Source organism: Rathayibacter sp. AY1H2 (assembly GCF_002931985.1).
Classification (GTDB): Bacteria; Actinomycetota; Actinomycetes; order Actinomycetales; family Microbacteriaceae; genus Rathayibacter.
The window spans coordinates 55310-71809 of sequence record NZ_PSUV01000020.1; the positions used below are offsets into that span (position 1 = coordinate 55310).

Consider the following 16500-nt stretch of genomic DNA (forward strand, 5'->3'; position numbering starts at 1 on the left):
CGTTCTCTTCATCGAGGGCGCCGCCTGGTGCACCGGCGCCGTGGGGGTTCCCGCCTTCGCGGGTGGAGTCAGTGTCCGCAGTGCTTGCGAAAGTGGTCAAACGTTTTCGAAATGGTTTTCGAAGCACGGGTTACAGTCGGCCACATGACCACCCGACCGACCATCCACGACGTCGCCGCTGCCGCCGGCGTCTCGGTGGCGACGGTGTCCAAGGCGGTGAACGGCCGCTACGGCATCGCCCCCTCCACCGCCACCCGCGTGCTCGAGGTCGTGCGCGAGCTCGGCTACGAGTCGAGCCTCGTCGCGAGCAGCATGCGCTCCCGGCGCACGGGCGTGATCGGCGTGCTCGTCGCGGGGTTCGAGCCGTTCAGCGCCGAGATCCTGAAGGGCGTGGGGTCGGTGCTGGCGGAGTCGCGGTTCGACCTGCTCGCCTACTCCGGCTCCCACGAGGGCGAGCAGGAGGGCTGGGAGCGGCGCTCGCTCAGCCGGCTCAGCGGCACCCTCATCGACGGGGCGATCATGGTGACGCCGAGCGTGGTGAGCGCGCCCTCCGACATCCCGCTCGTCGCCGTGGACCCGCACACCGGCCGCGCCGACCTGCCGACCGTCGAGTCCGACAACTTCGGCGGCGCCCTGCTCGCCACCCGCCACCTCGTCGCCCTCGGGCACCGCCGCATCGGCTTCGTCGCGGGCCGCGGCGACCTGCGCTCGGCGCGGCTGCGGGAGGCCGGCTACCGGGCGGCGCTGGCGGAGGCCGGCATCGCCTTCGACGAGCGCCTGCTGCGGGTGGGCAACTACCACCGCGACACCGCCCGGCGGCCCGCCTCCTCGCTCCTGTCGCTGCCCGACCGCCCGACCGCGGTCTTCGCCGCCAACGACGTCTCGGCGCTGGCGATCATCGAGACCGCCGCGCACCTGGGCCTCGCCGTGCCCCACGACCTGTCGGTGATCGGCTTCGACGACGTGCCCGAGGCCGCTCGCTTCGATCCGCCGCTGACCACCGTCCGCCAGCCGATGCAGACGCTCGGAGCGACCGCCGCCGAGATGCTGATCGCCCTGATGGCCGGGCGCGAGCCGCGCTCGCTGCACGTGCAGCTGCCGACGCAGCTCGTCCGCCGCGCGACGACGGGACCGCCGGCATGAGCGGCGACGGGACCGCCGGCACGGGCGACGAGCGGGAGGACGACGGCCCGGCCGTCGTGCACGCCGCCCTCTTCGACGCGCTGGAGCTGGTGGACCTGCCCGCGCTCGAGGCGCTGCTCGACGAGCGCTTCGTGATCGAGCACCCGACCGGCCTCGTGCAGTCGCGGGAGGAGTGGCTCGCCGACATCGACGAGGCGCGCAAGGAGTACCACGAGATCGACCACGTCGAGAGCGCCCTCTCGGGCGGCGCCGCGCACCCGGTGCTCACCTCCCGCACCATCACCGAGGCGACCATCGGCCGCCTGCACGCGACCTGGCGGCTCCAGCTGACGAGCCGCCTCGTCCGCCGCGACGAGGGGTGGGTGATCACGCGGACCGTGGTGACGAGCTGGTGAGGCGGACGGACCGGCGCGTCCGTGGCCGGCTGCAGGCGCGGCGGGCAGGATCGACACCGTGCTCCTCCAGGTCGTGACCCGCTCCGCCCGCCCGGCCGCCGAGATGTTCGACCGGGCGCGCGACATCGACCTGCACACCGCCTCGCAGGCCGGCGCTCGCGAGCGCGCGGTGTCCGGGACGACCACCGGGCTGATCGGCCTGGGCGAGCACGTGACCTGGAGCGCCCGGCACTTCGGCGTCCCGCTCCGGCTGACCAGCACCGTCACCGCGCTCGACGCCCCGCACTCCTTCGTCGACGAGCAGACCCGCGGGCCCTTCGCGACCTTCCGGCACGAGCACCGCTTCGAGCCCCACGGCTCCGGCTCCGTGATGATCGACCGGCTCGAGTACTCCGCACCGCTCGGCGTCCTCGGGCGGATCGCGGAGCGGCTGGTGCTCGACCGGCACCTGCGGCGGCTGCTGGAGGAGCGCGGCGCGTTCCTCGCCGGGGGCGACCGGTGAGGCTCCTGATCCGGACCCTGCTGACGCTCGTCGCCGTCGCCGGGGTCCTCTCGCTCGCGACGACCTCGGTCCTGTTCGCCCTGTCCTCCCTCGACACCGGCCGGGACCCCGGCGAGCTGCTCCTCCCGCTGGCCCGAGCGCTTCTGGCGACCGCCGTGACGGCGGCTGTCGGCGGGCTCCCCTACTCCGCGGGACGGGGTCGCGCGCCCTGGCCGGTCCTCTGGACCGCTTCTACGGTCTGCATCCTCGCGATCGCCTGGCTCGTGGTCTCGATCGCGGCGTGGACCGATGCGGGCGACGGGACGGACGCTGTCGTCGCGCTGCTGACCGTGGTGCCCGCGGCCTGCTGCTCGATCGCCGCGGTGCCGGTGACCGAGCTCGTCCTCCGGGTGGGAACGCGCAGGATCGACGCCCGCTAGCGGATCCGTCCCCGCCGCTTGACCTTGACGTTGCGTCAACCCGTACCGTCGCTTCCATCGCCGCCGGAGTCCCCGGCGACGCGGAGACGGAGGGCGCTGTGGAGCAGGAGTGGACCGTGCACGAGGTGGCGCGGCTGGCCGGCACGACCAGCCGGACGCTGCGGCACTACGGAGCAGAGGGGCTGCTGCCGCCGAGCCGGGTGGGCGCGAACGGCTACCGCTACTACGACGGCGCCGCGCTCGTGACGCTGCAGCGGATCCTGCTGCTGCGCGACCTCGGTCTCGGGCTGCCCGAGATCGGGCGGATCCTGCGACGCGACGCGGAGCCGGTGGCCGCTCTCGAGCGGCACCTCGACGTGCTCGAGGAGGAGCGCCGACGGCTCGACCGCCGCATCCGGGCGGTCACCGCGACGATCACCACGATGAGAGAAGGGAACGGGCCGATGGCCGAGGAGATGTTCGACGGGTTTGACCACGCGGAGCACCGCGAGGAGGTGGAGCGCCGCTGGGGTGCCCCGGCGTACGCCGACGGCGACCGCTGGTGGCGCTCGATGAGCGCGGACGAGCGCGAGCAGTGGCAGCGGCGGCAGGCGGACCTCGCCGACGCGTGGACCGCCGCGGCGGCGAGCGGGGCGGATCCGACCGGGCAGGAGGCGCTCGCGCTGGCCGAGCGGCACCGCGCCTGGCTCGCCGAGGTGCCGGGCACGCCCCGCGACGCGACCGGCGGCCCGAGCGACGAGTACCTGCTCGGGCTCGGCGAGATGTACGTCGACGACGAGCGGTTCTCGGCGCACTACGGCGGAGTCGCCGGCGCCCGGTTCGTCCGCGACGCGCTGCGGGCGCTCGTCGAGCGGCGGGACTGACGGAGGTTCCGTCTGCCGGGCCGGGACCCCGCTCCGGAACGGCATGATCGCCTCATGGGACACATCCGATTCAGCAGTCCGGGCTGGGACGAGGACACTGATCGGGGGCCTGCGCCCGACCCCGACCGTGCCCGGTACTCCCGGGACGACGGGGCGAGGTTCACCGCGATCACGCTCACCTGCCTGTCGGTCCTCCCCGCGATCGTCCTCACGGCCGCGTTCCTCCTCGTGCGGCTTCCTCCGCTCGACCGCGACGACCAGCCCGACTGGACGGCGCCGGGCGCGGACGTCCTTGCTCTGTGGCTGCTGCTGTTCCTGCTCCCGCCGCTGGTCACGGGGCTGCTCGCCCGTCTGGTCGGCGGGCGGGACTCCTCCCACGGGTTCCTGCCCTCCGCCGCGGTCTGCCTCGTGGTGATGGCGCCGTTCCTCGGGCTCTCGGCCCTCTCGCTCCTCGGCTAGGCGCCGCCGCCCGGGAGCATCAGCATCGCGAATCCGGCGGTCGCAGCGGCCAGGACGACGCTGATCGGAACGGACCAGCGGGGCCGGTAGGCGCCGATGACGAGGGCGGCGAAGGCGAGGACCGCGCCGACCCCGACGACGGGGAACCACTGGAGGAAGGGCCACGCCGGCCCGGCGAGGCAGTCGATCGGCGGATCCTGGACCTCGAGGAATGTGCTGCGGTAGGTGCTCGCGCAGCCGGCGAGGAGCAGTCCGCTGACGGCGGCGCCGAGCCCGGCGAGCACACCGGCGACCACCCCTCCGATCGTTCCGACGAGGGCGAGGAGCGTCGCGACCGCGTCCGCGGCGGCCGCGCGATCGGGGCCGCCGGACCGTACGCCTCTCACGCCTGCAGGATCACCGCGCCGTAGTGCGTGCCCGCGCCCGTGCCCACCAGCAGCACCGACTCCCCCGGCTGCACGTCCGAGCGGTGCAGGGCCAGCGGGATCGCGCTGCCGATGGTGTTGCCGACCTCGCCGAGCGTGATCGTCATCCGGTCGCGACCCCAGAGGCGGGCCATGCCCTCGAGCCCGGCGGCGCTGGTCTGGTGCGGGACCACCCGGTCGATGCCGGGGAGCCCGCTCGAGAGGCCCGGCCGCACCTCCTCGAGGAACGCCGGGAAGTGCCGCAGCGCGTCGACGAGCAGCGCCTTGCCCTGCATGTCGAAGCGGAAGTCGGCGAGCCGGTCGGGCGCCTCCTCGATGCGGATGCGCGAGCCGAAGCCGCGCAGCTCCGCGTGGCGCACACCGCTCGGGCGGGTGCGGAAGTGCGTGGTGACCAGGCCCTGGCCCGGCGTCAGGCCGCGGCCGATCACGACGGCGGCGGCCGCGTCGCCGAAGAGCAGGGCGCTCTCGGGCTGGCCCGGGTCGATGCCGCGGCTGCCGCAGTCGGTCGAGACGATGAGGACCGTGTCGGCGCGACCCGTGGCGACGAGGAACCCCGCCTCCTGCAGAGCGAAGAGGAATGACAGGCAGGTGGCGCCGACGCTGTACGCCGAGACGTCGTCCAGGCCGAGGCCCGCGGCGAGCAGCGCGCCTCCGTCCGGGATCGCCTGCAGCTGAGTGCCCGAGGCGTTGAGCACCACGTCGACCGTGTCGAGCCCGGCCGCCGCGAGCGCCCGACGGGCGGCGAGCAGGCCGAGCTCCAGCGGGTCCTCGTCGTCGGTGACCCAGTGGCGGGTGCGCACGCCGGAGCGGCGCTCGGCCTCGTCGGCGGGCAGGCCGCAGAGCGCGGCGACCTCGGCGGTCGTGACGATCCGCTCGGGCAGCGCTTCGCCCGTGCCGAGGACGCGGAGCGGGAGGAGGTCGGGCACGCGGGCCCCTTCCTGCCCCGGGACGTGCGGAGCGAATCCCTGTATAGCGCGCCTCTGCACCTCCGCGCGCACTGTTCGGCGTGGTTTGACGGCACGGGCCCCCGCCGACACCATGGTCCCGGAGCGGGGGACGGATGGACGCGCGCGGTTTCTGGGTGGTCGTGCCCTTCCTCGACGAGGAGAAGCTGCTCGGCGGCGCCCTCGACGCGCTCGCCCGCCAGACCGATCCGGACTTCACCCTCCTGCTCGTCGACAACGGCAGCACCGACGGCTCGCGCGCCGTGATCGAGGAGTTCCGCCGCCGGCGCCCGGAGCGGCAGGTCGCCGTGATCGACGAGGCGCAGAAGGGCACGGGAGCCGCCTCCGACACCGGCTTCCGCCACGCGATCGCCGAGGGCGCGACGGCCGTCGCCCGCACGGACGCCGACTGCCTGCCGAGCGCCGACTGGGTGGCGCGCCTCAAGGCCGACCTCCGCGGCGGCGCCCGCTTCGTCGGCGGTCGCCTGTCCCCGCGGCGGGACGAAGCCGTCTACCGCTGGTACGACGGCGTGCTCGGCACCGCGCTGATCCGCCTGATGGAGCACGCGCCGGGCGTCTTCTACCGCCGCCCCGGCCAGCGGTACCGGATGTTCATGGCCGCCGGCTGCAACCTCGCGATCGACGCCGCGCTGTACCTCCAGGTCGACGGCTTCCCGCGCTCGAGCATCGACGACACCGACGAGGACCTGGAGCTGCACCTCAAGGTCTGCCAGGTGATCGGGCGGAGCGAGGCGCTGCTCGACAAGGACGCGGTCGTGCTGATGTCGATCCGGAAGGGCAAGGCGCTCGGGTACCTGGGGATCCTGCTCTGGTACTGGGGCCGCAAGCGCGGGCTGGAGGTCGTCGATGTCCGCTGAGCGCCGGCGCCGCGTGCTGATCACCGGGGCGACGGGGTTCCTCGGCGGCTACGCGGTGCGCGAGTTCCTGGCCGCGGGCGACGACGTGCTCGCTACCGGTCGCGCCCCCGAGGCGCTGGCGCGGCTGGAGGAGGAGGGCGCCACGGTCCTCCGCGCCGACCTCGCCGAGCTGGGCGCGACGACCGTCGAGGCCGACGTGCTCGTGCACGCCGCCGCTCTCTCGAGCCCGTGGGGCACGTGGAGCGAGTTCGAGCGCGCGAACGTCGCGGGGACCGAGGCGATGATCGCGCTGGCCGAGCGCTGCGGGATCCGCCGCTTCGTCTTCGTCTCCTCGCCGAGCATCTACTCCGCCCGCCGCCACCAGTACCTGGTGCGGGAGGAGGAGGTCGACACCGGCAGCCGGATGAGCCTCTACATCCGCAGCAAGATCGAGGCCGAGCGGCTGCTGCAGGAGGCGCACCGCGCCGGCCGGATCCCCGAGCTCGTGATCCTGCGCCCCCGCGGCCTGATCGGCGTCGGCGACCCCAGCCTCCTCCCCCGCTTCGTCGCCGCGAGCCGCCGCCGTGGCATCCCCCTCTTCGACGGCGGCCGGAACCCCGTCGACATCACCTGCGTCGAGAACGCCGCGCACGCGCTGGTCCTCGCGGCCGACGCTCCCGTGGCCGACGGCGGCGTCTACAACATCACCAACGGCGAGCCCGCTCCGCTCGGCGACCTCCTCGAGCGCTTCTTCGCCGCGATGGGCGAGGAGCCGCGCTTCATCCACGTGGACCTGCGCGTGCTGACCGGGCTCGCCGAGATCCTGGAGCGGGTCTACCGGCTGCTGCCCGGCCGCGAGCCGCCGTTCACCCGCTACACCGTGGCGACCCTCGCCTACGCGCAGACCCTCGACATCTCGCGGGCGCGGACCGAGCTCGGCTACGAGCCGACCGTGCCGCTGGCCGAGGGCATCCGCCGGGTCGGCGAGCACCTGAGGGGTACGCGTGGCTGAGTCGTCGCTGCAGGTGATGGCGTGCGGGAGCACCGTCTTCCCGCTGTCCCGGGTGTTCCGCGGGAAGGGGCTCCCCCGCCGCGTCTTCCCCTCGAACGTCTTCCTCTACACGCACGCGAGCGGCCGGCGGGTGCTCGTGGACACGGGCTACCCGCCGACGTTCCGCGGAACGGGCCTCGTCGGACGGCTGTACGAGCGCATCCTGCCCGCGACGGTGCCGGACGACGAGACCGTCGACCAGCGGCTGCTCGCCCTCGGCCTGACCCCGGCCGACGTCGAGTTCGTGGTGCTCACGCACCTGCACCCGGACCACGTGGGCGGCGTGCGCTGGTTCCCGGACGCGACGTTCGTGCTGTCGTCGGGCCAGGTCGCCTCCGTGCGGCGGAACCGCGTGCGCGAGGGGATCTTCCGCGCGCTGCTGCCGCCGTGGTTCGCGGCCGGGATCGTGGCGGACGAGCAGCCCGCGACGACGATCAAGGGGCTGACCGGATTCGACCTGTTCGGCGACGGGTCGCTGCTCGTGGTGCCGCTGCCGGGCCATGCGCGCGGACACCTGGGGGTGATCGTCGAGGGGCGCGTGCTGGTGGCCGGCGACGCGGCGTGGGGGCGGGAGTTCCTCGGCTGGTCCGGGCGCCTGCGCCGGCTGCCGCGGTTCATCAGCGACGACGCGCGGGCGCACGAGCGGACGTCCGAGGTTCTCGAGCGGGTGGAGGCGGAGGGCGTGCGGCTGTGCTTCTCGCACGACGCGTATCCGGAGGGGGACGTGGCGCTGGGTGGAGCGGCCGCGAGTAGCGGCCAGGACCTCATCGACCTCGACGGTGAGAGCTCCCGTCTCCGCTAGACGGGAGGCGACTCAGGTTCACGGGGTCCTCGGCGGATCAGCCGTTCGAACGTCCCGCGAGAGGCCCCGTCACCGAGGCTTGTCATCGGGCATGTCTTTCGGGACGCTGCGGACCGCGAGATCTCGAGTTCCGATGCTCGACCAGCCGGCGGTCGTCAGCGGGGCAGGTGCTCGTAGGGGACGCGGCGGCTCAGCCAGGCGAGCAGCCCGGCGGCGAGCGCCGCGATCGCGGCAGGGATGAGCAGCAGCCAGAGGGCCGAGGTCACGGCGACGAGGACGAGCGCCGCCGCGGCGACGCCGGCGCCGATCGCGAAGTTCCAGCGCACATCCGTCGCCACTCCGCCCTCAGGACGCGCCCACAGCACGACGAGGGCCGTCGCGATCGGCCCGAGCAGCAGCCCCAGCACGAACCAGCGCCAGCGCGAGCGGCCCTTCTGCTCGGCCAGACCGGCGGTGACGATCGCGAGTCCGAACCAGATCCAACCGGAGTCCTGGGTGAGTGTCATGCGTGGAGCCTAGGGCGCGGGCAGGATCGCCCCGGAGAGGTCGCCGGTCGGGAGCGTGGGCCCGCCGCCCGCGTCTCCCGCCCAGCGGTCCACGGCACGGCCGCTGACCTGGACCGCTACCCGGGCACCACCACGAAGGCGACCCCGACGACGACGCCCAGCACGAGAGCCACCGAGCCGAACCCGATCAGGAGGGCGAACGTCAGCGGACGGGTCTCGCGGAAGCTCATCGTGCCGGGGATCAGCTCGTTGATCTCGGAGGGGCTGAGCGTCTTCTCCGCGGCGGGCGGCGCCTCGATCTCCTGCCGACGAGCGGCTCCGGTCAGGCGCGCCCACACGCTCCGGCTACCGGTGTGCACGCCACGCGCCGCCGGCGAGAGCGGTGTCGTCACGGCGGCGACGACGGCCCGCAGATCCTCGAGCTCCCAGTCCGCCCCGCGGAGCCGCAGCGACCGGCTTCCGTCCGACAAGAACAGGATGAGCGACGGCGGCAGATCGATCCCCTCACTGTTGGGGCCGGCGGGCACCCATGCGAGCAGCGCCTTCACCGACGGGTCGGCCCGCTCGAAGGTCACGACCCTGCCTCGAGCGTCCGTGCACTCGATCGCCCGGTCCGAGATCCGGAGCGACGCGGTGGCGAGGAACCGCCGATTGCGGAGCGCCAGCACTCCGACGATCACCAGAGCCACCACGGTGGCGAAGCCGAACAGCCCGAGGTAAACGGCCAGCGCCGCACCGCGGTCGTCGGCGACCACGACTCCCCAGACGCTCCCCGCCAGCAGGACCAGCGCGGGGAGGACGGCGACGGGCCTCAGCCGTCGCGACTCGTTCTTCTGCCGGGCCCTCGAGGGCCGGAACTCGCGAACCGGCTCCGAGCGGTCCGTCCGTCGCCGCTCCATCAGGCGGACGCGACGGACGGAGAGCCGGTGCGGACGCGGTTCCGAAGAGGGTCGTCGAGGATGCGGCGCATGGCGTCAGGGTAGCGGTGGCGCTCACCAGCGCCGCCCTCGCCTCAGGGGCCTTGGATTCTTCGCGCGGCTGTAGCGCGACGACCGCCGAAAGCGAGGACCACCGCTCCTTCTGTGCTCCCGGCGACGCCGATAGCCTTCGCCCGTGACCTCCTCGACTCGCGCACTGGACCTCGCTCGTGCACGCCTCCGGATCGGAGTGCTCGCGTTGGTCCACCTCGTGGTCGCCGTCAATCTGGTCCCGTTCGGACTGTTGAGCTACGCCTCCGAGAACTATCCGGCCGTCGATGAGTGGTCCGACCTGTCGACGCTCGGGCGGGCCGTCCAATGGGCGGCCTTCGCTCCGTGGGTGCTCGTCGTCATCACTCCCGTCGTCTCGTTCATCGTCGTCCGTCGCCTCTCCGCCCCCCTGAGGAGCTTCTGGATCACGCCCGCCGCCGGCATCGCCGCCACCGTTGCGATCCACTTCGTGTCCTACCTCTTCTTCGATGCCCCTCGCCCAGTCACCGGAGGGTGAGCGGACGCGGCGCGCCTGTCGGTCCGCGCGGGATGTCACCGCACGACAGGTCGACCTCTCCCGAGGTGCTGCCGCCGAGCACGATCATCCGAGCGAGGGCGCGTCCGGGTCGACAGACTGGGCTGGTGTCCTCACCGACGACGATCCGAGCAGTGCCGACCTCGGCCCGCCGTGACGAGACGCGCCTCAGGTTCCGTCGCGCGGAGATCAGGGGAGCGCGAGGCCTGGCGGCCGTCCCCGGCGATCGGCCTCCTCAGGACGTCGCGTGCAGGACCGCGCGCTCGACGCACGCGGGACGCCGGGCGCGGCGGCAGCAGGCCGGGGGCCGAGCGCCCTGACGCGACTCCCGTGCCGCCGGCCATCCGACGCCCCCACTCGACGCCCACGTACCCACTCAGACAGGACCTGCCATGACCTCCTCCCTCTCCCACCCGGCGAGCCGCTGGGCTCTCGACCACATGCCCCTCACCGCGCAGGCCGTCCGGGAGCTCGCTCCGGTGCTCTCCGGGAAGAAGCTGGCGATCTGCCTCCACGTCGAGCCCAAGACCGCCGCCCTCGTGTCGCTCCTCGTCGAGGCCGGAATGGACATCGCTCTGACGGGCTCGCCCGGAACCACGAAGGACGACGTCGCCGACGACCTCCGCGCCCTCGGCGTGCACGTGCACACGAAGCAGAGCGACGGCGAGGCGGAGCACCTCCGCAACATCGAGAGGGTGCTCCAGCACGATCCCGATCTCACCCTCGATAACGGCGCCGACCTGACTCTCCGGCTCATCAACTCGGGCGTCCCGGACCACTACCTCGGCGGCACCGAGGAGACCACCACCGGCGGCATCCGCCTGCGGGAGAACAGCGCGACCCTCCCGCGACCGGTCGTCGTCATCAACGACTCGCCCCTCAAGCTGATCGTCGAGAACGAGTACGGGGTCGGCCAGAGCGTCGTCCAGGGCTTCATGAACGCCACGAACCTCATGATCCCGGGCACCCGCGCCGCGGTCATCGGCTACGGCCCGTGCGGGCGCGGGGTCGCCGACACCCTCTCGCAGCTCGGAGCGCGGGTCTCCGTCGCCGACGTCGACCCGATCCGCTCGCTGCAGGCGATCCTCCGCGGCCACCGCGTCGGACCCGTCGCCGACGTCCTCTCGGACGCGCAGTTCGTCTTCACCGCCACCGGCGCACCCGGCGTCATCGGCGCGGCGGAGATCGACGCGTTCGCCGACGGCGCCGTGATCGCCGGCGTCGGCCACTTCCCGTGGGAGATCGACGAGGACGCCCTCGCGGCCGCCACGGAGTCGACCACCGAGTTCGCCGACGGACAGCGCCGGCAGGGCATCCGCCTGAAAAACGGCAAGCAGATCGTCCGCCTCGAGAACGGCCGGATGATCAACCTCACCGCGGCCGGCGGCAACCCGATCCAGGCGATGGACCTCGGCCTGACCCTGCAGGCCCGGAGCCTCGCCGCAGTCGTCACCGCGGACCTCGACGCCGCCGTGCAGCCCGTCCCGGCCGACGTCGAGCACCGCATCGCGACCGACCTCGTCGCCCTCCTCAGCCGCTGAGGGACGCCGGGCAGGAGGGTCTCGCCGGGCGCAGCGGGTCGGGATCGCGACCCGGCTGCGCCGACGTCGGCGCGGTTGCCGGCAGCAGGAGCAGGCGTCCGTGGCCGCTCCCGCGAAGCCGAATCAGCGGGCCCGCCCGGCTCACGGGCCCGTCACTCGCGGCCGAGCCAGTCCGTGATCGCGCTGACGACGCGGTCGAGGTGGGACTCGAGCAGGAAGTGCCCGCCGTCGACGAGCTCGATGCGCGCGTGGGGCGCGTCGCGGAGGAAGGCCTGCGCGCCGGCGGGGGCGAAGATCTCGTCGTTCCGGCCCCAGACGGCGAGGACGGGGACTCCGGACTCGCGGATCCAGGCGTGCACGGCGGGATAGAGCTCGCGGTTGGTGGCGTAGTCGCGGAAGAGGGCCAGCTGCACGTCGTCCTGGCCGGGGCGGGCGAGGAGCGCGAGGTCGTGCTCCCAGGCGTCCGGATCGACGGTGGTGGTGTCGGGGACACCGTGGGTGTACTGCCATTCGACGGCCTCCCGGCCGAGAGCCGGCCGGAGGGCGTCGCGCGTCTCGTCGGTCCGCTCGGCGGCGTCGGCCCAGATCGGGTCCCAGAAGCCGGGCACGAAGCTCTCCTCGTAGGCGTTGCCGTTCTGCGAGATCACGGCGACGACCGCGGACGGATCGGCGAGGGCGAGGCGCCAGCCGACGGGGGCGCCGTAGTCCTGGACGTAGATCGTGTACCGGGTCACCCCGATGGTCTCGAGGAAGCGGCCGGTCACCGCGGTCAGGGCGGCGAACGTGTAGTCGAAGTCCTCGACGGAGGGCGCGGACGAGCGCCCGAAGCCGATGTGGTCGGGGGCGATGACGCGGTAGTGCCCCGCGAGGGCGGGGAGGAGGTGGCGGAACATGTGCGAGCTGCTCGGGTACCCGTGCAGCAGCAGGAGGACGGGCGCGTCGACGGGCCCGGCCTCCCGCCAGAAGACGTCGAGTCCGTCGACGGACACGGTGCGGTGATGGACGACGACCATGGCTAACCCCTTACAATAGATTTACTGGTTAGCCGGACGCTAGCATGGATCGAGCGGGCCGCACGGCGGGAGGACGGGGAGCGATGGATCGGGACGAGGAGCTGCTCCTGGCGGTGCTGAACAGCGCGCCGGTGGTGGACGGACGGCCGACGGACGACCTCGGCGACGCGGCCGGTCGCGAGCTCGCCCGGCGGTGGGGCGGAGTCGGCACCGAGGACGAGCTCGAGCGGCTGCGCCGCGCCCGCGACGCGCTCCAGGCCGTCATGCGCTCGGGCGCGCCCGCGGCCGTCACGGAGCTCGCGGACCTGGTCGCGCACGCCGTGCGCACCCCGCGCGTCACAGGTGAGGGCGTCGTGTGGGAGCTGAGCGCTCCCGAGCCGGATCGCCTCGCGGTGGAGTCGGTCCTCGCCTGGTCCGCCGTGAACGCCCGCTTCCCCGGGCGGCTCCGCGCTTGCGCGAACGACGAGTGCAACCTCTTCCTCCTCGACCGCAGCCGCCCCGGCACCGCCAAGTGGTGCTCGATGGCGACGTGCGGCAACCGGATGAAGGCCCGCGCGCACGCGAGCCGGTCGCGGGGCTGAGGGCGGCCGGGAGGCGCAGCGGCGAACGCTAGGCGGCGCGCAGCCGGGCCGTCGATGCGGACGCCTGCGCGCGAGCCCGTTGCAGGGCGTCCTCGCGTCCGGCCGCGTCGAGGCGGGCGGGACCGTAGGTGACCACCGGGGGCAGGACGTCGTACCCGACGAACTCGAGCATCCCGCGATGGATGTGGAAGAGGAACGACTGCAGGTCGCCGTAGCCGTCGGCGGCGCCGGGCGCGAAGGCCGCTTCGCCGCCTCCCGTCGTCAGCAGGAGCATCGCGGTCCTGCCGCGCAGGCCGCCCTCGGCGAAGACGCCGTGCTCGCCTCCGAACGTCGCGCCCATCACGAAGACGCGGTCGATCCAGCCCTTCATGATCGCCGGCATCGAGAACCACCACAGGGGGAACGAGAGCACCAGGAGATCCGCCTGCAGCAGCTCGTCGAGATCGCTCGTGACGGGCTCCCCGAGCGTCTTCTCGAGGACCGCGGTCATCTGCTGCGCCTGCGGTTTGAAGTAGCCGGAGCCGGGCGCGAACTGGTCGCGGTGCAGCACCGGGTCCCGGCCCTCGGCGTACAGGTCGAGCCGGCGCACCTCCATGCCGTCGGCCCTCAGCTGCTCGAGGACCGCGTCCGCCTGCGCCGAGGAGAAGGACCGCTCCTCGGGATGGGCGTGGACGAGCAGAGCGCGGCGAGCGGGAGCGGCCTCGGAAGCATCGGTCATGGCGCCGATCATATCGACGATTCGCGATACGTCGCTAGATCGAGGCTCCGAGCCGCTTCAGGAGCCCGTCGACGTCGGCGTCGCTCCTCCGGTAGTGGGTGTACTTCCCCACGCGCGTCGAGCGGACGAGGCCCGCGCGCTCCAGGGATCCCATGTACGACGAGATGGTCGACTGCGCGAGACCGCTCTTCGCGGCGAGATGGGTGACGCAGACCCCGAACTCGGCGCGGTCGGCGATCGGCTCGAACTCGCTGAACGACGCCTCGGGAGAGCGGAGCCACTCCATGATCTGCAGTCGCGTGGGATTGCCCAGCGCCTTCAGCACCTCGACCAGTCCCGTGTCCACCGCGCCATTCTCCCCTGCTCGCCGACCGGGCGCCTCCGCGCCGGAATCACCCTCCGCCCGGACGCACCCCGCTCACGGCAGCAGGATCACCTTGCCGTCGAGCGTCCGGGACTCGGCGAGCTCCATCGCCTCGACGATCCCCGTGAGCGGGAAGCGGGCGGCGATGTTGGCCGTCAGCGAGCCGTCGGCGAGGAGTCCGAGCACGCGGCCGAGGTCCTCCTCGAGCCGCGCACGGAAGCGCGCGGGGCGCAGCGAGTGGCCCGCCCAGAGGTCGTAGAAGACCGCGCGCCGACCGTTGGGGGCCAGCTGGTAGGCCTGGATCCGCGCGAGCTGGCGGAGGAACGGGGGCCAGATGCTCCCGGTGCTCGCGCTGACGATCGCGTACGCGACGAGGGTGCCGCCGGGCGCGAGCAGCGACCACGCCAGCCGGGTCGTCGCTCCGCCGACGTTGTCGAACACGGCCTGCACTCCGCCGGGAGCGAGCTCGCGCACGCGGGCGGCGAGGTCGGGATCGGCGTAGTCGACGGGCTCCACTCCGGCCGCTCGGAGGGCCTCGTGGTGGCGGGGCGAGGCGGCGCCGATCACGCGGATCCCCTCGAGGCGGGCGAGGCGGTGCACGAGGCCGCCGACTCCGCCGTTCGCGCCGAACAGGAGGATCGTGTCGCCGCGGGAGACCCGGGCCGAGCGGTGCAGCATCTGCCACGCCGTCACTCCGTTGACCACGACGGCCTCGGCGTCCTCGGACGCGACCGCGTCGGGGACGAGAACGCAGTCGCGGGCGGCGACACGGGCGTGCCCGGTCCAGCCGCCGGTCTTGGTGAGCGCGGCGACGCGGCGGCCCTCGAGCGACGCGTCGCCTCCGGGGCCGACCGCGAGGACCCGGCCGACGAGGTCGTAGCCGGGCGTGAAGGGGAACGGCGGCTGGGCGAAGTAGCGGCCGCGGCGCATCGACTGCTCGGCGAACGAGATGCCGGTGGCCTCGACGGCGACGAGCAGCTCGCCGGCCGCGGGCGGCTCGACCGGCGCCTGCTCGAGGAGCAGCCCGGACGGCTCGACGATCCCGGGGAGGACGACGCGGGTGGTGGTGCGGGGAAGCGTGGTGGACATGAGGGGCTCCTGGAATTTGTAGTGAGTGACTGGACAGTCACAAAGGCGGATATGAAAAAGGATGGTGGCGAAGGGGAGGGAAGGAAGAAGAAGAGGAGGAGAGGCGAGCGCCGCGGACTCAGTCGCGGTGCCGGATGCCGTCGGAGACGATGCGGGCCCACTCGGAGTCGACGCCGCCGAGGTCGGTCTGCACGATCAGGTGGCAGAGCTGCCCGTAGGCGACGAAGCGCTGCACGGCCGGGCCGTCGGCTCCGGAGACGACGGTGACCGTCCGGACGACCGCGGAGATCCCGCGGCGCACCGCCTCGCGGATCTCGGGGACCTCGCACGCGCTCTGCGCCTGTGACTGCAGCATGATCAGGTCGCGGTCGGCGATCAGGTCGATGTAGGCGACGGTCATCGCCTCGAGCCGGTCGGCCGGGTCCGAGGAGGGCGAGGCCTCCCCCGCCGCCGCGAGCGTGGACGCCACCTGCTCGTAGCAGCGGTCGACCGCTGCGACGAAGACGCCGAGCTTGCCGGGGAACAGGCGGAAGACGTAGGCGGGCGAGACACCGGCCTCGGCGGCGACCTCGGTGATCGGAGTCGCGGCGTAGCCGGTGCGCGCGAAGACGTGGAGCGCCGCCGCGGTGATCCGCTCGCGCTGCGCCTCGGCGGTGGAGCGGGAGGAGGGAGAAGGCATGTGACTGATCGAACACTTACTTCGCTCGCCTGTCAAGAGCGCTGCCGGACGAGTCGACACGCGGGCCGGATCAGGAGCCCCGACGACTCCGTCAGCAGTACCGACGCAGGCCTGCCGGCCAGGAGGGGCGCGCGCCGCTCCGGAGCTCGAGCGCGCCTCCTCCGCCCTGCCGAAAATGGTTCGGCTACCGTCCGTGGCGGGCCGAGTTCCTCGGTCCGCCACCCAAGGAGGGATCGCCCATGCACGACTCGACCGAGGCTGCCGTCGTCAAGAGGGTCCTGGAGGACGAGATCCTCGAGAACTACGCCTCCGTGGTGGACGTGGTGCGGACCTGGATCGAGAGCCCCAACAGCGTCTGCATCGTCTACCGGCGCCGTCTCGACGGCGACCATCTGATCGGTCAGCGCTTCCGCTTCCCACCGCACGCCGCGAACGACGATCCCGTCTCGACGGGAGTCGATGCGGCGCTGAACACGGCCGAGCCCCTCGGCGCGCCCCTGGAACGCGCGCGGCTCGCGGACAGGGTCTTCTGGTTCGCGATACCGCCGACCGACGCACTGCCCTCCATCCCCGACGGGCCGTCAGCACCGAGCCGGGACTGAGCGACGGCGGCGAGCTCGACCGGGCACCCCCCCTACCCCGCACC

Annotated in this window: 22 protein-coding genes; 13 read left to right on the plus strand and 9 right to left on the minus strand. The window is 73.2% G+C overall.

The genetic code is table 11. The annotated features are described in order from the left end of the window. Nucleotides 1–144 precede the first annotated feature (144 nt). From C5C29_RS13830 to C5C29_RS13855, 6 genes are all read left to right on the plus strand, one after another. Nucleotides 145–1143 carry a LacI family DNA-binding transcriptional regulator gene (locus C5C29_RS13830; RefSeq protein WP_104224902.1) on the plus strand — a complete coding sequence of 333 codons (999 nt, stop codon included), beginning with the start codon at nt 145–147 and terminating at the stop codon, nt 1141–1143. Further along, nucleotides 1140–1538, plus strand: coding sequence for a nuclear transport factor 2 family protein (locus C5C29_RS13835; RefSeq protein ID WP_104308478.1), 399 nt, complete (start codon nt 1140–1142; stop codon nt 1536–1538). Before C5C29_RS13830 ends, C5C29_RS13835 begins: the two co-directional genes overlap by 4 nt. 58 nt (nt 1539–1596) lie before the next feature. Further along, entirely contained in the window at nt 1597–2040 is a 444-nt protein-coding gene (locus tag C5C29_RS13840; RefSeq protein ID WP_258060045.1) for an SRPBCC family protein, read from the plus strand. Continuing rightward, entirely contained in the window at nt 2037–2459 is a 423-nt protein-coding gene (locus C5C29_RS13845; protein WP_104250421.1) for a hypothetical protein, read from the plus strand. Before C5C29_RS13840 ends, C5C29_RS13845 begins: the two co-directional genes overlap by 4 nt. A gap of 98 nt (nt 2460–2557) precedes the next feature. Further along, nucleotides 2558–3322, plus strand: a complete 765-nt coding sequence (locus C5C29_RS13850) for a TipAS antibiotic-recognition domain-containing protein (protein WP_104308479.1) — start codon at nt 2558–2560, stop codon at nt 3320–3322. 54 nt (nt 3323–3376) lie between these two features. After that, on the plus strand, nt 3377–3781 hold the full coding sequence (locus C5C29_RS13855; RefSeq protein WP_104308480.1) for a hypothetical protein: 405 nt from the start codon (nt 3377–3379) through the stop codon (nt 3779–3781). Here the strand turns inward: C5C29_RS13855 and C5C29_RS13860 are convergent. Further along, on the minus strand, nt 3778–4167 hold the full coding sequence (locus C5C29_RS13860; RefSeq protein ID WP_104308481.1) for a hypothetical protein: 390 nt from the start codon (nt 4165–4167) through the stop codon (nt 3778–3780). The genes C5C29_RS13855 and C5C29_RS13860 overlap by 4 nt on opposite strands. Then, nucleotides 4164–5132 carry a 3-oxoacyl-ACP synthase III family protein gene (locus C5C29_RS13865; protein WP_219813785.1) on the minus strand — a complete coding sequence of 323 codons (969 nt, stop codon included), beginning with the start codon at nt 5130–5132 and terminating at the stop codon, nt 4164–4166. The genes C5C29_RS13860 and C5C29_RS13865 overlap by 4 nt, the downstream gene beginning before the upstream one ends. Before the next feature lie 134 nt (nt 5133–5266). On the opposite strand from C5C29_RS13865, the gene C5C29_RS13870 reads away from it, so the two are divergent. From C5C29_RS13870 to C5C29_RS13880, 3 genes are read left to right on the plus strand one after another with little or no spacing between them, the layout of a single operon-like run. Continuing rightward, nucleotides 5267–6028, plus strand: coding sequence for a glycosyltransferase family A protein (locus C5C29_RS13870; RefSeq protein ID WP_104308483.1), 762 nt, complete (start codon nt 5267–5269; stop codon nt 6026–6028). Beyond that, nucleotides 6018–7019 (plus strand): NAD(P)-dependent oxidoreductase, encoded by a 1002-nt coding sequence (locus tag C5C29_RS13875; protein WP_104308484.1) that lies wholly within the window; start codon nt 6018–6020, stop codon nt 7017–7019. Before C5C29_RS13870 ends, C5C29_RS13875 begins: the two co-directional genes overlap by 11 nt. Then, nucleotides 7012–7860: an MBL fold metallo-hydrolase gene (locus tag C5C29_RS13880; RefSeq protein ID WP_104308485.1), complete on the plus strand. Its 849-nt coding sequence runs from the start codon at nt 7012–7014 to the stop codon at nt 7858–7860. The genes C5C29_RS13875 and C5C29_RS13880 overlap by 8 nt, the downstream gene beginning before the upstream one ends. 155 nt (nt 7861–8015) lie before the next feature. On the opposite strand, the gene C5C29_RS13885 is transcribed toward C5C29_RS13880, so the two are convergent. Both C5C29_RS13885 and C5C29_RS13890 read right to left on the minus strand, forming a co-directional pair. Continuing rightward, nucleotides 8016–8366: a hypothetical protein gene (locus tag C5C29_RS13885; protein ID WP_104226336.1), complete on the minus strand. Its 351-nt coding sequence runs from the start codon at nt 8364–8366 to the stop codon at nt 8016–8018. Nucleotides 8367–8482: 116 nt separating this feature from the next. Then, complete coding sequence (locus C5C29_RS13890) at nt 8483–9265, minus strand: hypothetical protein (RefSeq protein ID WP_104308486.1); 783 nt, start codon at nt 9263–9265, stop codon at nt 8483–8485. A 214-nt stretch (nt 9266–9479) separates the two neighbouring features. Between C5C29_RS13890 and C5C29_RS13895 the strand changes: the two genes are divergently transcribed. Both C5C29_RS13895 and C5C29_RS13900 read left to right on the plus strand, forming a co-directional pair. Beyond that, nucleotides 9480–9851, plus strand: coding sequence for a hypothetical protein (locus C5C29_RS13895; RefSeq protein WP_104224916.1), 372 nt, complete (start codon nt 9480–9482; stop codon nt 9849–9851). Nucleotides 9852–10261: 410 nt separating this feature from the next. Beyond that, the gene (locus C5C29_RS13900) at nt 10262–11410 is read left to right on the plus strand and encodes an adenosylhomocysteinase (protein ID WP_104308487.1); all 1149 of its coding nucleotides are present in this window, start codon (nt 10262–10264) and stop codon (nt 11408–11410) included. 152 nt (nt 11411–11562) lie between these two features. On the opposite strand, the gene C5C29_RS13905 is transcribed toward C5C29_RS13900, so the two are convergent. Then, nucleotides 11563–12423: an alpha/beta fold hydrolase gene (locus C5C29_RS13905; protein ID WP_104308488.1), complete on the minus strand. Its 861-nt coding sequence runs from the start codon at nt 12421–12423 to the stop codon at nt 11563–11565. Nucleotides 12424–12506: 83 nt separating this feature from the next. On the opposite strand from C5C29_RS13905, the gene C5C29_RS13910 reads away from it, so the two are divergent. Then, nucleotides 12507–13004, plus strand: coding sequence for a CGNR zinc finger domain-containing protein (locus C5C29_RS13910; RefSeq protein WP_104308489.1), 498 nt, complete (start codon nt 12507–12509; stop codon nt 13002–13004). Between the two features lie 28 nt (nt 13005–13032). Here the strand turns inward: C5C29_RS13910 and C5C29_RS13915 are convergent, their stop codons facing one another. The 4 genes from C5C29_RS13915 to C5C29_RS13930 all read right to left on the minus strand — a co-directional run bounded on the left by C5C29_RS13915 (nt 13033) and on the right by C5C29_RS13930 (nt 15854). Continuing rightward, a complete protein-coding gene (locus C5C29_RS13915) occupies nt 13033–13722 on the minus strand; it encodes an NAD(P)H-dependent oxidoreductase (RefSeq protein ID WP_104308495.1) in 690 nt (229 codons plus the stop codon). Between the two features lie 34 nt (nt 13723–13756). Next, nucleotides 13757–14068 carry a helix-turn-helix transcriptional regulator gene (locus C5C29_RS13920; protein ID WP_244230566.1) on the minus strand — a complete coding sequence of 104 codons (312 nt, stop codon included), beginning with the start codon at nt 14066–14068 and terminating at the stop codon, nt 13757–13759. A 72-nt stretch (nt 14069–14140) separates the two neighbouring features. Continuing rightward, nucleotides 14141–15175: a medium chain dehydrogenase/reductase family protein gene (locus tag C5C29_RS13925; protein WP_104308490.1), complete on the minus strand. Its 1035-nt coding sequence runs from the start codon at nt 15173–15175 to the stop codon at nt 14141–14143. Nucleotides 15176–15293: 118 nt separating this feature from the next. Beyond that, complete coding sequence (locus tag C5C29_RS13930) at nt 15294–15854, minus strand: TetR/AcrR family transcriptional regulator (protein ID WP_104263383.1); 561 nt, start codon at nt 15852–15854, stop codon at nt 15294–15296. A 239-nt stretch (nt 15855–16093) separates the two neighbouring features. Here C5C29_RS13930 and C5C29_RS13935 point away from each other — a divergent pair, with 239 nt between their 5' ends. Then, nucleotides 16094–16456, plus strand: coding sequence for a hypothetical protein (locus C5C29_RS13935; protein ID WP_104308491.1), 363 nt, complete (start codon nt 16094–16096; stop codon nt 16454–16456). The last annotated feature ends 44 nt before the right edge of the window (nt 16457–16500 follow it).

Coding starts and splice junctions, on each gene's coding strand:
- C5C29_RS13830 (WP_104224902.1), top strand. CDS start 145: ATGACCACCCGACCGACCATCCACGACGTCGCCGCTGCCGCCGGCGTC.
- C5C29_RS13835 (WP_104308478.1), top strand. CDS start 1,140: ATGAGCGGCGACGGGACCGCCGGCACGGGCGACGAGCGGGAGGACGAC.
- C5C29_RS13855 (WP_104308480.1), top strand. CDS start 3,377: ATGGGACACATCCGATTCAGCAGTCCGGGCTGGGACGAGGACACTGAT.
- C5C29_RS13870 (WP_104308483.1), top strand. CDS start 5,267: ATGGACGCGCGCGGTTTCTGGGTGGTCGTGCCCTTCCTCGACGAGGAG.
- C5C29_RS13875 (WP_104308484.1), top strand. CDS start 6,018: ATGTCCGCTGAGCGCCGGCGCCGCGTGCTGATCACCGGGGCGACGGGG.
- C5C29_RS13885 (WP_104226336.1), bottom strand. CDS start 8,366: ATGACACTCACCCAGGACTCCGGTTGGATCTGGTTCGGACTCGCGATC.
- C5C29_RS13890 (WP_104308486.1), bottom strand. CDS start 9,265: ATGGAGCGGCGACGGACGGACCGCTCGGAGCCGGTTCGCGAGTTCCGG.
- C5C29_RS13900 (WP_104308487.1), top strand. CDS start 10,262: ATGACCTCCTCCCTCTCCCACCCGGCGAGCCGCTGGGCTCTCGACCAC.
- C5C29_RS13905 (WP_104308488.1), bottom strand. CDS start 12,423: ATGGTCGTCGTCCATCACCGCACCGTGTCCGTCGACGGACTCGACGTC.
- C5C29_RS13910 (WP_104308489.1), top strand. CDS start 12,507: ATGGATCGGGACGAGGAGCTGCTCCTGGCGGTGCTGAACAGCGCGCCG.
- C5C29_RS13915 (WP_104308495.1), bottom strand. CDS start 13,722: ATGACCGATGCTTCCGAGGCCGCTCCCGCTCGCCGCGCTCTGCTCGTC.
- C5C29_RS13925 (WP_104308490.1), bottom strand. CDS start 15,175: ATGTCCACCACGCTTCCCCGCACCACCACCCGCGTCGTCCTCCCCGGG.
- C5C29_RS13930 (WP_104263383.1), bottom strand. CDS start 15,854: ATGCCTTCTCCCTCCTCCCGCTCCACCGCCGAGGCGCAGCGCGAGCGG.
- C5C29_RS13935 (WP_104308491.1), top strand. CDS start 16,094: ATGCACGACTCGACCGAGGCTGCCGTCGTCAAGAGGGTCCTGGAGGAC.